The organism is Stappia sp. ABD4_338 (assembly GCF_056312175.1).
In genome coordinates this window covers 3,381,943-3,395,121 of record NZ_CM149982.1, presented here as the reverse complement: position 1 = coordinate 3,395,121, position 13,179 = coordinate 3,381,943, and the positions used below count along the sequence as shown (strand labels likewise).

Genomic DNA, 13,179 nt, shown 5'->3' with positions numbered 1-13,179 from the left:
CTAGGGTTTTGATTGCTGGGCGAGATACCGGAAGTGGGGCTGGCGCGACCTGACCCGTGACACTCCGGTGTGCCCTGCAGGGCCGACCTCGGACAAGGGATCCGTTCCGACTGATGCGCATTCTCATGGCCTGCGGGGCCTTTCCTCCACATTTCGAAGGCGGCGCGCCCGTTTCCGCGCTTCTCGTCGCGCGGATGCTCGTGGGAGAGGGGCACGAGTTGCGTATCATGACGGTGGGGGACGAGGACGTTCGCGAGACCTATGAGGGGCTCGAGGTGCACCGCGTTCCAACGCTCAACATCGACTGGAACTACTGGAAGCCGGGCCGTCCCGTGTGGAAGAAGGGGATCTGGCACATCCTCGAGAACGGCAATCCGCGCGCCCATGCCGCCATGCGTCGCGAAATCGCCGAATATCGCCCCGACGTGCTGCTGACCGACAGCATCGAGAACATCAACGTCGCTTCATGGGCGGCGGCGCGGTCCATGGGCGTTCCCGTGGCGCATACCCTGCGCAATGCCTTCCTGCTGTGCTGGCGCAGCGTGATGCAGAAGAACGGCCGCAACTGCGACCCGCGCTGCGTGAGTTGCATGGTCTCCTCGCTCGGCAAGCGCTTCTTCTCGCGCTATGTGGACGCGGTCTGCGGCGAGACGCAGGGCGTGATCGAGCGACACGTGGACGAGGGATATTTCCCCCAGGCGGCGACACGCTGCATTCCCGGCGTGATCGACGGCGAGATTGCCTCCGCGCCGCGCTCCATGCCGCAGGGCCGGCCTTTCCGCATCGGCTTTATCGGGGTGCACCGTCCGTTCAAGGGACTGGACGTCCTGGGCCGTGCCGCGCGGCGTCTCGAGGGCGATCCGTCGGTGGAATATGTCATCGCCGGAACCGGCAAGCCCGGCGAGGAGGACATCCAGCGGCAGGACTTCCCGCGCGAGCGTACCCGGTTCCTTGGCTGGAGCCAGCCGGAGGAGTTCTTTCCGCAGATCGACCTGCTCGTCTTTCCCTCGGTCGGTCGCGAGGCTTTCGGCCGCGTCGCGATCGAGGCTTTCGGACACGGCGTGCCCGTGGTCGGCTCCGATCTTGGAGGCATTGCCGAGACGATACGGCCGGGCGATAACGGCTTCCTGTTCCCCGTCGCCGATGACGCGGCGCTTGCCGAATGCATCACCCGGGTCGCCGGGGACCAGGTGCTCTACGAAACCCTGTCACGCGGGGCACTTGCCTCGACCGATGCCTATCGGTGGGACAGGGTGGCCTCCCAATACACCGAGCTCCTCCGGCTCGCCGTGAACCAGGCATCCGCCCGGCGCGGCAGCGGAGCGCGCGAAGGACTGGCATCATGATCGAACGCATCCGGACCATCGTGGCCGGTCGCGGATTCCGCAAGCTGTTCTGGTCGCTTCTCAGTCGCGGCAGCAGCACGATTCTGAGTTTTGCGCTGCTTTTCGCCGCCAGCCATGCGCTGGAGACGGACGAATACGGCCTCTACATCTTTCTGTTCTCGGTCGGGTCCTCTCTCGGCCTGATCTGCGTCTTCGGCCAGCAGGTGCTTCTGGTGAAGCACTTCCGCCTGCAGAACCACGAACCCGGCCGCACCAATCAGGGGATCCTATTCTACAACAGTCTCTGGCTGCTGCTTGGCTGCGGTGGACAGCTTCTGGCGGCAGCGCTCCTCTGGACCTTCGGCGAGGGGCTTCCGGCCCCCTACGACCATTTGGAGATCGCGCTCGTTTTCGGTGCGATCTTCACGCTCAGCGAGTATCTTCAGGGATATTTCCTCGTGTTCGGGCGCATCGTTCTGGCGCTCATGCCGCGCGAGAACCTGTGGCGGCTGCTGTGTTCGCTGGCACTTGTCGGACTTGCCTGGGGAGGCTGGGTCACGAGCGGTGCGGCGGCGGCGGAACTCGTGGCGGGGCTGCTGGCGATCATGGTCGGCTATCAGGCGGTGCACTTCGTGGCGGCCGAGGGACTGGGCTTCCTGCGCTCCCATGGCGCGCGCGAGGACGTTCCGGAACGGGTCTGGCGCAACGAGACGCTGAACTTCTCCGCCAACGGGTTCTTCCAGGCGGCGGCGCTCTATCTCGAGACGATCCTGATCGGCATCGCGATCGGCCTCGACATCGCCGCCTTCTACTTCGTCGCCAACCGCATCGCCTCCCTGCTGATCCTGCCCGTTCTGGCGATCGACACGGTCGGCGTCCCGCTCATCTCCGCAAAGTTCCAGGAGAAGGACCACGATGGCGCACAGCGCCTTGTGGCGATGCTCTCCGCCGGCAGTTTCGTGCTTGCCCTGATCGGCGGCGTCGGCCTCTTCTTCGTCGGACCTTTCGTGCTGCATCTGTTCGATGACGCCTTCGTCGAACACTTTCCGGTGCTGGTGCTTCTCTCGGTCGGCGCGATCGCCCACGCATTCTTCGGTCCCGGCACGTGGCTGATGATGATCGGCGGCGGCGAGGGCTACCTGCTCAGGATCCGCAGCGTGATCTTCGTCGTCTACCTGGCCCTGCTGTTCGGGCTCGGCAGCCAGTTCGGTCCCGAAGGCGTGGCGATTGCCGGCCTGGGCCAGCTTCTCGCGCTGCACCTTGTCTCGCGGTACTGGACGATCCGTCACTGGAAGGTGGATTGCGCGGCGACGGCCTTCCTGGCCCTGCGCTGGCACGACAAGCGTGCCCGCGAGACCGGCGACGAACCGGGGGGCATGGAGCGGCCCGTGCCCGCCACGGGAGGGAGTGGGGAAAATGGGTCTTCCTGAACCGGTCTTGAGGGGCGGCGCCCTTGCCCTTGCCGCGTTCCTCTCCCTTGCCCAGCCCGTGGCCGCCGCGGAATGCCTGCGTGGCGCCAACGCGGCGGGGGCCGAGTTCGGCTACAACATTCCCGGTGTCTTCGGACGCGACTACACGTATCCCTCCGCGAAGACGCTCGCCTACCTGCGTTCCAAGGGCATGAACGTGGTGCGCCTGCCGTTTCGCTGGGAACGGCTGCAGCCGAAGCTCGACGCGCCCTTCGATCCCGTGGAGCTCAAGCGCCTTACCGACACGGTGAACACCATCACCGACCTCGGCATGACGGTGGTGCTGGACCCGAGCAACTTCGCCAAGCACTTCGACGATCTTGTCGGTTCCAGGCGGGTTCCGCTGTCCTCCTTCGCCGATTTCTGGCGTCGGCTCGCCCCGCTTTGGGCCGGCCGTGACGACGTGATCTATCTGGTCATGAACGAGCCGGCCTATATCGACGCCAAGGATTGGCTTCCGGCCAACAACGCGGCACTCGCCGCGATCCGCGAGACGGGTGCGGACAATTTCGTTCTGGTCGCAGGTACGATCTGGACGGCGGCCGTGCACTGGTACGCGGACCAGCCGGGCGGCTCCAACGCCGAGGTCATGCGTGGTGTCGTCGACCCGATGAACCACTTCGGCTTCGACATTCACCAGTATCTCGATGACGACTACTCCGGCACCAAACCGGCCTGCAACAAGGTCGAGGAAGCCATGGAGGCCTTGAAGCGGGTTACCGCCTGGATGGAGGAGACGGGCAATCGCGCCTTCCTCGGCGAGTTCGGCGGATACGCGCGACCCGATTGCTATCGCGGGCTTGCCCGCGTCGTCGGGTATCTCAATTCCCGGCCCGACATCTGGCTTGGCTGGTCGATCTGGGCCGCCGGCGACTGGTGGGGCGACTATCCTCTGTCCATTCAGCCGAACGAGAACGGGGACCGGCCCCAGCTCACCGCGATCGAGCGCTTCATTCCGCGCACGCGGCCGGAGGAAAAATCCTGCAAGGCGCTGGAGCGACGCTGATGGCCGGAAAGCCCGTTCTTGCCGCATCGTCCGGCGCGCTTCCTCCCCTTCGTCCTCTGGCGATTGCGGGAACATTCGCGCTTCTGCACCGGCCTTCCGGCGATCCCGGACCGGTCGGCGTGGTGATCGCCGATCCGCTTGGCTACGACGCATTGTCCCTGCGCCGTCCCATGCGTCTGCTCGCCGACAGGCTGGCCGGTCAGGGCGTTCCCGTGGTGCGCTACGACCAGCCGGGCACGGGGGATTCCGCCGATGACGCCCTGGCCGTAACGGGCATCGACCGCCTTGCGGAGACGCTTCGCGCCGCGTGCCTCGAACTGATGGCCGAAACCGGCGTGCAGCGTGTCGTTGTCGCCGGTGTCGGTATCGGCGCCTTTCTGGCCGTGCGCTGGGCGGCTGAAAACCCGCTCGAGGCGGCCGGCCTTGCGCTTCTCGCCCCCATGGTCAGTGGTCGCAGTACGCTTCGGGAGTGGCAGATGCGCGCGGCGATGATCGGCGACATGACCGGATCGCCGCCGGTTGCGGTCGAGGGCGCCGCCCTCGCGGTTGCCGGTCTTGCGATTTCCGACCCTCTTGCTGCGGAAATCCGCGGCGTGAAACTCGACGCCGGAGAGGTGCGCCAGGACCTTCCCGTGCTCGCGCTTGCCCGTCCGGGCGTGGCGGCGGAAGAGGCTTTCGCCGATGCCTTTGCCGGGCGTCCCGACTGCGAGGCCGGCCTGTTCGAGGCCTTCGACGCGGCGGTCGCGGACCCGACCCTTTCCCTGCCGCCGGAGGACGCGTTCTCCCGCGTCGAGGCGTTGGTGCACCGGGTTGTCCTGCGGGAGCAGGAGAGCCGCGTCCAGGTGCTGCCCGCGCTTTCCTCCCCCTCCGAAGTCGCGGTTCTGGAGGGGAACGGATGGCGTGAGCAGCTTGTCGTCTTCGGCCCCGAAGAGGCTCTCGTCGGCGTATGGTGCACGCCCCGGGCGCCCCGGTTCGGTGTGTCGCATCCGGTGATCTTCCTGGGGGCGGGCGGCAATCCGCGCGCGGGGTGGGCACGCGGCACCGCGCAAATGGCGCGCCGGCTTGCAAGCGAGGAGGGCATTGCCTCCCTGCGTTTCGACCTGGCCGACGTTGGAGACAGTCGCGCGCGCTCAGGCGCCCCTTCCACCGTTCACTACTGGTCGGGGCAGACGGAGGAACTCTCCGCCGCGCTGGACCTGTGCCAGCGTTTCGTGCCGGGGTCGCAGGTGATCGTCGCAGGGTCCTGTGGCGGCGCCTATCTGGCCCTCAACGGTGCCATGGCCGACACCCGCATTGCCCATGTCGTCGCGATCAACCTGCAGCGGTTTCTCTGGGATGCGCGCGACGATGTCGGTCGCATCCTCAGGCTCGGCAACGTCGCGACGCGCGACTACGGGTGCAAGCTTCTGGACCGTCGGAAACTCCGCCGGCTCCTGTCTGGGCAGGTGGCGGCCGGCGCGATCCTGGGAGAGGTCATGCGTCGCGGCCTTCGTGGCGTTGAGCGGGCGAGCGCGCCCTGGCTCTTCGGTCTGTCTCCCTTCTCGCGGCTCTATCGGCGTGTGCATCGGGGCCTTGAGGGGCTGGCGGCACGTGGCGTTCCCGTCGATCTCTTCTACAGCGAGGGAGATCCGGGGCTCGCCCAGCTCGACCTGTTTTTCGGCAGGTCCCGTTCCGGACTGGCCGCCTATCGCAACGTCGACGTGAAGACGCTTCCCGGCGCGGACCACAGTCTGACGCGTGCCGCTGACCGGGAACCTGTATTCGCGCGCCTGCGACAGATCGCACGACCCGCGCCGCACGGCATCAGCGCCGAGGCGGCCGAGTAGCGCCGGCGGCCTGCGGAGCGGCTGACAAGGTAGTTGGCCAAGGGTGGCTGGCCAAGGGCGGTTGGTGGTTTCAGCCGGCGGAAAAGCCCTTTGACACGGCGTTGAGCGCCCGCACGCTTCCCGACGGGCCCGCGCCTGCGGGCATTTCCTCACGCGCAACGAGGTGCACAAGGCGTTCGCAGCCGGGCGCCAGGTGAAACCAGTTGTCTTGCGGAAGGTATCCGGGCGCGTCGATCGCAACGCTCTGGGCGACCCTGTCCGCGGCAATTCGCAAGATCGTGTGACCCGCCTCGTCCCGCTCCGGCGTGACGGACAGCTCCGCCGGGGACATCGGCCGGCTGCGCCCGAGCGGGAAATGGAAGGCTTCGTCGAGGCGCTCGCCTGTTTCCGCGTCCAGCATCGCCACATGCACGCAGTCGTGCGAGGCGGGGCCGAACCTGTAGGCATGGGTCACGTCGAAGAACGCGCCGATGAGATCGGTTGCCCAAAGGCTTTTCGAGTCATGAGGGGTCATGTCCAGAACATGCTCTCCGCTGGCGACGGCCATGCCGTTGCGTGCCAGGCAGCGCAACGCGAGCTTCACCCTGCGCGGAGCGGGCCCGTCGTTGGCCACATGCACGGCAAGGCCGTTCGTCCCTTCGTCCGTTGTCGAGACGCGCAAGGGCGCGAAGGCACGCTTGAGCGCATAAAGCGCCGACTTCGGCGTGCCGTCACAGGAGACGATGCCCCAGCCGGCGCCCGGCATCAGGTCCTGGAAGGTCCACACCAGGGCCCCCGCGCAGGAAGAGCCGGGCCGCCGCCATTCGGCGAAGGTCGCTTCCATCACCTCCGCGACGGCCGCCCGGCCGTGGTCGAGATAGGACGCAGGATCGCCATACCGCAGATCGAGCGGGTCGACCCGGTAGAGGTCGCGCACGTAGTGATCGCGCACGTCCTCGAAATCCCATCCGACATCCCGGTCGCGCGGCACGCCGCGCTTCCAGTCCGGATGATGACAGGGGGCTCCTTCGGGGCCCATCGGGGCTCCGGTCTCCGGCACATTGGAAAAGGCAAGGCATTCGCCGGCAAACCGGACATTCGCCCGCCGTGCGTCCTCCAGCGGTCGGCGGTATGCGCCGACGCCGTAATAGTGCGCGATGCCGTTTCCCGGCAGGAACGGCAGGCCCTCGCCGGACGGGGAGTTTGGAACATAGGGCACGTCCGGGCGAACGGAGGCGGCGGCTTCGGGCAGGATCTCCCGCGTCAGCGGGCCGTTCCACCGGCTTTCGGGCAGGCCCATCATCGCGCCCTGCTGGTGCATCTCGCTGCCGCCGCAGATGACGGCAAGTGAGGGGCAGAACGAGGTTCCTGCCAGGATTTCGCGGGTCTCCCGCCGGACGGCTTCGGCGAAGTCCGGATCGCTTGCCGGATAGTCGAGGTTCGCAAAGGGCAGGTCCTGCCAGACGAGCAGGCCGAGTTCGTCGCAAAGCTCGAAGAAGGCGCGTGCCTCGGGGGCCATGGTTCCGCCGATGCGCAGCATGTTCATGTTGGCATCGCGGGCAAGCGTCAGCCAGGGCGCATAGGCGTCCCGTGTGCCGGGAAGCGAGACGATGTCCGCGCTCGTCCACACGGCCCCGCGACAGAACACCGGCGATCCATTGATGCGCAGCGAAAACCCCGCGCCGTCCGGTCCGTGATCGACCTCGATGCGCCGGAACCCGGTCCGGCACAGGGAAAGGTCGACGCCGTCGCCGGCGAGCCGCACCTCGTGAAGGGCGGGCGTGCCGTGCGTGTGCGGCCACCAGGGGGCGACGCCTGGAAGCGTCAGATGGGCCTCGAGCCCGTCTTCGTCTCCTGCCTTTGAAAGATCCGCCTCGTGCCCGGCGCAGGTGATGCGGAGACCTTTTGCCCCAGCAAGGCCCGGTCCCGGAACCAGACAGACCGTCAGGTGTCCGGTTCCCTCCGCGTCGAGCGTTGCCGTCACGCTCAGGTCTTCCAGACGCACGGCGCTTTCGGGGACAAGATGCAGCGGGCGCCAGGGGCCCACCGCATGAACCTCGGGACACCATCCCGGCATGTGGCCGAGAAAGGTGGTGCGCACGAGCCGCAGGCCGGGTTCGTTCACGAGTTTCGTCTTCCAGCGCGCGCGTGGGCCAGGCATCTTCAGATGCGGACGCAGCGCGCGGAAGCACAGGTGGATTTCTTCCGCCCGCTCGAGATCGATGGCGACCTCCTGGCGGGCGTACATGCTGCTTGAGATGAGAAGGGGTTCGTTGTCGAGCCATGCCTCGCAGATCGTGGCGAGGCCTTCGACGACAAGACGGCAAGGCCCGTTCGCGGGCACCGGCAACCTTGCGCGGTACCAGACGTCCTGATCGTGCAGGGGCAGCGGTGCGTCACGGTCGTAGCGTCCGGCCCGTTCCAGTGCCTCGGCCGCCGTTCCCGGCACCTGTGCCGCGATCCATCCGGTTTCCCCGGATAGCTCGCGCGGGGCCGAGGCAAGGCCGGCCGGCGTGAGCGCAAGTTCCCACTCCGCATCGCGAAGAAGGTCCGCGCTGCCGTCGAGCGTCGCCGCGTCGATCATGAAACCCCTCCCGGACGGATCACGCCGCCGCGTCGTGACGGCCGGATTTCGCGAGCCGCTCGCCTACGTTTTCCATCAGCGCGTCCCAGGCTCCCGCGGCAGGTTCGAGAGCGTCATCGAGCCCGGCGAAACGCCGTCGCGCCAGTGCGCGAGCGAGCTGGAACTGGAGTGTCTTGCAGCTCTCCGCGATGCGGAGCGCCTCCGAGGAAGCGCGTTCCAGGGAGCCGTCGGGTGCAAGCCACTGAAGATGGGTCGCGGCCAGCTCGAAGTTGGCGCCTGCCTGGCGCAGTGTATTGAACGCGTATTTGTGAAACACGTCGAACGGGCGCTCGGCGAGCGCCTCGATCTGTTCCTCGAAGACGGCCTTGTAGGGGCGGAAGGGGTTCTCGGCCGGGCGGCGCGCGAAATGGCGGGCAAGGAGGTCCAGGGCGATCTCGTGCAAGTCCGTTTGCGGCGCCTTGTCTGGAAACTTCGCGAACTCCGTATAGGGCAGGAACGGAAGCGGCTGCGCGTGGTCGCCGCGCTGGAAAACGCCGTCGAAATCCTCGCCCGAGAGGGAGAAGAAACCGCCATTGTGGAAGTAGGAAAGCGTACGCGCCCCGGCATCGAGCGCGGTGATCGCCACCGTCGTCTTGCCGTGTTCGCTCCGGTAGCCCACCCCTTGCGTGTCGGGCAGGAAGAAGCTGTCCACCTCCACGAGACAAAGGCGGCCGCGCGCGATCTGCATGGCCACGTGGTTCTCGATCGGGTCATAGACCGCGAGCTCGGTTGCGCGGATGCCGTAGAGCCGTTCCAGGTCCTCGAGCGGCACCTTGAAGAAGGTGAACTGGTCGCCCTCGAAATCCTGAGAAAGCGTGAAACCGAGCATGGCACGCGGTTCCAGTCCGAGCGCCGACAGGACCTCGATCCACAGATCCACATAGCAGTTGGTCTCGGGCCAGATGCGCTCCGCCGCATGAAGGGCATGCGGCCGGTAGCTGTCCGGCGACAGGCTTGCGAGACGGTCGAACATGGTCTCAGCCCCAGAGCGCTTCACGGACGGAAGCGGGCCAGGCGTCGGTGTCGAGACCGTGCCTTGCAAACAGCGCCAGCGCGATACGTTCCAGGCCGAAGCCGACACACGCCGTGTGCGCCGTCTCGCCGTCCGCGGTGGAGAGACCCCAGGTGTGGCCGAAGTGGTCCTGGTGGTAGTTGAAGCTCAGGCAGGCGGTCTTGTTGGCCTGTGAGGTCACGGGGATGAGAAGCTCGAACTTGAGTTTCTGCTCGCGCTGGCTGTTGCCCATCATCTTGCCGGCGCGGCCGAAGAAGGGGTCATTGGCCGTGTCGAGCTCGGGGGCCAGGCCCACCGCCTCGATCAGCTTCTGACCGCGCTCCATCCAGTCGGCGCGGAAGGCCATCACGTCCTCGGGCGTTCCCATGCGCACGAACTCGCGCATCCGGAAGAGCTGCATGCGCGCCGGGTCCTTGGATGGTTCGTGCCGGAAGCAATAGGACTGAAGGTCGAACAGCCCACCACCCTCGGGCAGGGGGCCTCGCCTGGCGATCACCGGATAAAGCGGGTAGCAGGCCGCCGGCGTCAGCACGACGTCGGTCGCCTTCTGGCCCTGGGTCCAGTCCTCGCCTTCGGCCATGCACTGGAGCAGGTTCATGTGGTCCAGCTCGCAGCCGCAGAAGCTGTGCACGGTTCCCGCAAGCTGCGGGAAGCTCTTCATGTAGCCGGATCCCTCGAAGTGGGCGCGGTTCATGCCCGGCGGGAAGCGGATCACCTCCGGCTTCGCGTCGGCCGGCGCATGGGCGTCGATGAGGCGTTCGAAGCCGGTGATGACCGCCTCGAAGCCGCCGCCACGGCCATAGAGGCCGTCGATGCCGGTATCGATCAGGTGCCCGGCGTCGAAGAGCCGGTCGAGAAGACTTGTCTGCATGTCCATCGTTTCCCCTCCCTCAGCCGAAAAGGCTCGTGTCCTGCTTGTGGACCAGCAACATCGTCGACGTGTTGCCGAGGATGCGGTCGTTGGAAATCATGAGCTGCGCGGAATGCGCGTCACGAAGATGGCGACCCAGGCTGTAGGGAGTGTCGTTCTTGTAGCCGAGGATCCCGCAGATCAGCATGCAGTGGTTGATGATCGTGAGGATCGTCTGCGAGCTTGCGACCTTGAGGTTGTTCATGGCCACGGCGAAGCTCATCGAGGAGAGGGCGTCGTCGTCGGCGCGGGCGCGCTCGTACTGCTCGATGGCCGCGACCACGCTGCCCTTGACTCCCTGAAGCAGGCTGGAGGCCTCGGCCAGGCGCAGGGCGCCGGGAGGCGTCGCGTCCGGCGAGCGTCGCGCGGCGGCCCGCACGAAGGCCTGGGCGCGGGAAAAGGCGTCGGCAGCGATGCCGTACCACAGGGCGCTCCACAGGATGTGCGAATAGGCGAGCATCGACTGTGCGGCGATCTCGGCGAAGGGCTTGGGCAGGATCTGTTCCGCCGGAGCCTCGCCCTTGAACAGGAAGCCGTTCGAGCATGTGCCGCGCATACCGAGCGTGTCCCAGTCATGGGTCTTCTCGAGCGTGTACTGGCCCTTCAGGAAGACGGTCATGACCTGGTCGGAGGGTGCCGCGTCGCCATGCGCGCGCGAGGTGATCAGGATCGCGTCCGCCTCATCGCCGTAGGAGATGACGGTGGCGTCCTTCTCGAGCCGGCAGGTGTCGCCGTCTACATCGATGGCGCAGATCGAGTTGCGCAGGTTGCCGCCGATTCCGCCTTCGGTGGTGGCGGAGGCCAGCAGAAGCTGTTCACGCGTGATGCGTTCCATGAAGCCGCGATGCCAGGGGCTGTCCTCGCCATGGGTGATGAGGCTCGACGCCTTGATCTGGTGCATGGCGAAGATCATCGCGGCGGAAGAACAGGCATGGCCGAGCTGGGTGCACAGCGCCGCGATCTCGCCGACGCTGGCGCCGTCACCGCCAAGGGCGACCGGAATGTGGGCCCCGAGCAGACGTTCGTCCCGCAAAGCCTGCACCGCCTCGCGCGGGAACCGGCCGGCGGCGTCCACGTCGCCGGCATGGGTGGCGGCGATTTCCGCCACGCGGCGCATCCGGGCGCCGAGATCCCGGGTCGTGGGCGAGGCGTGCACGTTCATCATGCCGCCCTTTGCGCCGCCGTGATCTCGTCGACCGCGGTGCTGATCGCCGCGATGGAGGCGAAGGTCTTGCGGTTCAGCCGGTCTTCCGGGAACTCGATGTCGAAGCGGTCCTCGATCGCCAGCATGAGCTGGACCGAGGCGAAGGACGACAGGCCGGCTGCGTAAAGGTCGGCATCATCGGCAAGGCTCGCCACATCGACGGGCAGCTTGCCGTGACTTGCCAGAATCTCGCGGATTGCTTCGGTACTCGACATCGGTGCCCTCCAGAATATGCGGCAGAGTTGCGCAAGGTCGCAATTGATTGGCTTGCGCGTTCCCTCGAACGGGAGAGAAGTCTCCCACGTTCGCGTTGAAGATCCCTAAAGCCGCGAAGTGAGGTTCGCGGGAATCGTTGCATTGGTTAACCGCAGGTTGACTCCCGCCGCAAGGACGGAACGTACGGGCGGGACGGCGGCAATCGCGTGCGAAGATAATTGACCGACCGGACGATCAATTTATATTCACCGCAAGCCGCCCGTTGACGTCGCTGCACGCGCCGTCGAAAAGGTGCAAGTCTCGTTTTGACCCCCGGGGAGGGAAACCGAATGCGCGAAGCCTTCATCTGTGACTATGTCCGCACGCCGATCGGCCGCTTTGGCGGCGCGCTTTCGGGCGTTCGGGCGGACGATCTCGGCGCCGTTCCGATGCGGGCGCTTGTGGCGCGCAACAGCGGCGTCGACTGGAGCCGCGTGGATGACGTGATCTACGGCTGCGCCAACCAGGCAGGCGAGGACAACCGCAACGTCGCGCGCATGGCCGCCCTGCTCGCCGGGCTTCCGCTGGAGGTTTCCGGCACGACCGTGAACCGCCTCTGCGGGTCGGGGATGGATGCGGTGATCATGGCCGCGCGCGCCATCCGCGCCGGCGAGGCAGACCTGCTGATCGCCGGCGGCGTGGAGAGCATGTCGCGCGCGCCCTTCGTCATGCCCAAGGCCGAGACCGCCTTTTCCCGCGCGGCCGAGATCCACGACACCACGATCGGCTGGCGCTTCGTCAACCCGGTGATGAAGGCGCAATACGGCATCGATTCCATGCCCGAGACGGCGGAAAACGTCGCCGAGGACTACAAGGTCTCGCGCGCCGACCAGGACGCCTTCGCCGCCCGCTCGCAGGAAAAGGCCGTCGCCGCGCAGGAAAACGGCCGGCTGGCGCGCGAGATCGTCCCGGTAACGATCCCCCAGCGCAAGGGCGAGCCCGTGATCGTCGAGCGGGACGAGCATCCGCGCGCCGGCACCACGGCCGAGAAGCTTGCAAAGCTGCCGACGCCCTTCCGCCAGGGCGGCTCGGTGACGGCCGGCAACGCCTCCGGTGTCAACGATGGCGCGGCGGCGCTGCTGATCGCCTCCGCCGAGGCGGTGAAGGCCCATGGCCTGACGCCGATCGCCCGGATCACGGGTGGCGCGGCGGCGGGTGTTCCGCCGCGCGTGATGGGCATCGGCCCGGTGCCGGCGACGCGCAGGCTGATGGCGCGGCTGGGGCTGACCATCGGCGACTTCGACGTGGTGGAGCTGAACGAGGCCTTCGCCGCGCAGGGGCTGGCGGTCCTGCGGGAGCTCGGGCTTGCGGACGATGCCGAACAGGTGAACCCGAACGGCGGGGCGATCGCGCTCGGTCATCCGCTGGGCATGTCGGGCGCGCGCCTCGTGGGCACGGCGGCGCTGGAGATCGCCTCGCGCGGCGCCTCGCGCGCGCTCGCCACCATGTGCATCGGCGTCGGACAGGGCATCGCCTGCGCCATCGAGAAAGCCTGACGCCGGCGCGAAACGCGGCGGGAGGCGTCCCCGACACGGGCGCCACACGACAGACGGCAAAGGGGGCGGCGCGC

The 13,179-nt window shown here is 67.1% G+C and carries 10 protein-coding genes; 5 read left to right on the top strand and 5 right to left on the bottom strand.

Annotated elements, in window-relative coordinates:
• Positions 1-113: 113 nt before the first annotated feature.
• Genes ACYX4S_RS15260 through ACYX4S_RS15245 form a run of 4 tightly spaced genes read left to right on the top strand, consistent with a single transcriptional unit; the run spans position 114 to position 5,626 of the window.
• A complete protein-coding gene (locus tag ACYX4S_RS15260; RefSeq protein ID WP_476360817.1) occupies positions 114-1,346 on the top strand; it encodes a glycosyltransferase family 4 protein in 1,233 nt (410 codons plus the stop codon).
• Positions 1,343-2,755 carry a lipopolysaccharide biosynthesis protein gene (locus ACYX4S_RS15255; RefSeq protein ID WP_476360816.1) on the top strand — a complete coding sequence of 471 codons (1,413 nt, stop codon included), beginning with the start codon at positions 1,343-1,345 and terminating at the stop codon, positions 2,753-2,755. The genes ACYX4S_RS15260 and ACYX4S_RS15255 overlap by 4 nt, the downstream gene beginning before the upstream one ends.
• The gene (locus ACYX4S_RS15250) at positions 2,742-3,800 is read left to right on the top strand and encodes a glycoside hydrolase family 5 protein (protein ID WP_476360815.1); all 1,059 of its coding nucleotides are present in this window, start codon (positions 2,742-2,744) and stop codon (positions 3,798-3,800) included. The genes ACYX4S_RS15255 and ACYX4S_RS15250 overlap by 14 nt, the downstream gene beginning before the upstream one ends.
• Positions 3,800-5,626: an alpha/beta fold hydrolase gene (locus ACYX4S_RS15245; RefSeq protein ID WP_476360814.1), complete on the top strand. Its 1,827-nt coding sequence runs from the start codon at positions 3,800-3,802 to the stop codon at positions 5,624-5,626. Before ACYX4S_RS15250 ends, ACYX4S_RS15245 begins: the two co-directional genes overlap by 1 nt.
• 70 nt (positions 5,627-5,696) lie before the next feature.
• On the opposite strand, the gene ACYX4S_RS15240 is transcribed toward ACYX4S_RS15245, so the two are convergent.
• The 5 genes from ACYX4S_RS15240 to ACYX4S_RS15220 are packed head-to-tail and all read right to left on the bottom strand — an operon-like array spanning position 5,697 to position 11,569.
• Positions 5,697-8,189 (bottom strand): glycoside hydrolase family 2 protein, encoded by a 2,493-nt coding sequence (locus ACYX4S_RS15240; RefSeq protein ID WP_476360813.1) that lies wholly within the window; start codon positions 8,187-8,189, stop codon positions 5,697-5,699.
• A 19-nt stretch (positions 8,190-8,208) separates the two neighbouring features.
• Positions 8,209-9,201, bottom strand: coding sequence for a DUF1839 family protein (locus ACYX4S_RS15235; protein WP_476360812.1), 993 nt, complete (start codon positions 9,199-9,201; stop codon positions 8,209-8,211).
• Positions 9,202-9,205: 4 nt separating this feature from the next.
• Complete coding sequence (locus ACYX4S_RS15230; RefSeq protein ID WP_476360811.1) at positions 9,206-10,117, bottom strand: amino acid--[acyl-carrier-protein] ligase; 912 nt, start codon at positions 10,115-10,117, stop codon at positions 9,206-9,208.
• A gap of 13 nt (positions 10,118-10,130) precedes the next feature.
• Positions 10,131-11,312, bottom strand: a complete 1,182-nt coding sequence (locus ACYX4S_RS15225; protein ID WP_476362877.1) for an acyl-CoA dehydrogenase family protein — start codon at positions 11,310-11,312, stop codon at positions 10,131-10,133.
• Positions 11,312-11,569 (bottom strand): acyl carrier protein, encoded by a 258-nt coding sequence (locus tag ACYX4S_RS15220; protein WP_476360810.1) that lies wholly within the window; start codon positions 11,567-11,569, stop codon positions 11,312-11,314. Before ACYX4S_RS15220 ends, ACYX4S_RS15225 begins: the two co-directional genes overlap by 1 nt.
• Before the next feature lie 330 nt (positions 11,570-11,899).
• Here ACYX4S_RS15220 and pcaF point away from each other — a divergent pair, with 330 nt between their 5' ends.
• Positions 11,900-13,105, top strand: a complete 1,206-nt coding sequence (pcaF, locus tag ACYX4S_RS15215; RefSeq protein WP_476360809.1) for a 3-oxoadipyl-CoA thiolase — start codon at positions 11,900-11,902, stop codon at positions 13,103-13,105.
• Positions 13,106-13,179 lie beyond the last annotated feature (74 nt).

Coding starts and splice junctions, on each gene's coding strand:
- pcaF (WP_476360809.1), top strand. CDS start 11,900: ATGCGCGAAGCCTTCATCTGTGACTATGTCCGCACGCCGATCGGCCGC.
- ACYX4S_RS15260 (WP_476360817.1), top strand. CDS start 114: ATGCGCATTCTCATGGCCTGCGGGGCCTTTCCTCCACATTTCGAAGGC.
- ACYX4S_RS15255 (WP_476360816.1), top strand. CDS start 1,343: ATGATCGAACGCATCCGGACCATCGTGGCCGGTCGCGGATTCCGCAAG.
- ACYX4S_RS15235 (WP_476360812.1), bottom strand. CDS start 9,201: ATGTTCGACCGTCTCGCAAGCCTGTCGCCGGACAGCTACCGGCCGCAT.
- ACYX4S_RS15225 (WP_476362877.1), bottom strand. CDS start 11,312: ATGAACGTGCACGCCTCGCCCACGACCCGGGATCTCGGCGCCCGGATG.
- ACYX4S_RS15230 (WP_476360811.1), bottom strand. CDS start 10,117: ATGGACATGCAGACAAGTCTTCTCGACCGGCTCTTCGACGCCGGGCAC.
- ACYX4S_RS15220 (WP_476360810.1), bottom strand. CDS start 11,569: ATGTCGAGTACCGAAGCAATCCGCGAGATTCTGGCAAGTCACGGCAAG.
- ACYX4S_RS15245 (WP_476360814.1), top strand. CDS start 3,800: ATGGCCGGAAAGCCCGTTCTTGCCGCATCGTCCGGCGCGCTTCCTCCC.
- ACYX4S_RS15240 (WP_476360813.1), bottom strand. CDS start 8,189: ATGATCGACGCGGCGACGCTCGACGGCAGCGCGGACCTTCTTCGCGAT.
- ACYX4S_RS15250 (WP_476360815.1), top strand. CDS start 2,742: ATGGGTCTTCCTGAACCGGTCTTGAGGGGCGGCGCCCTTGCCCTTGCC.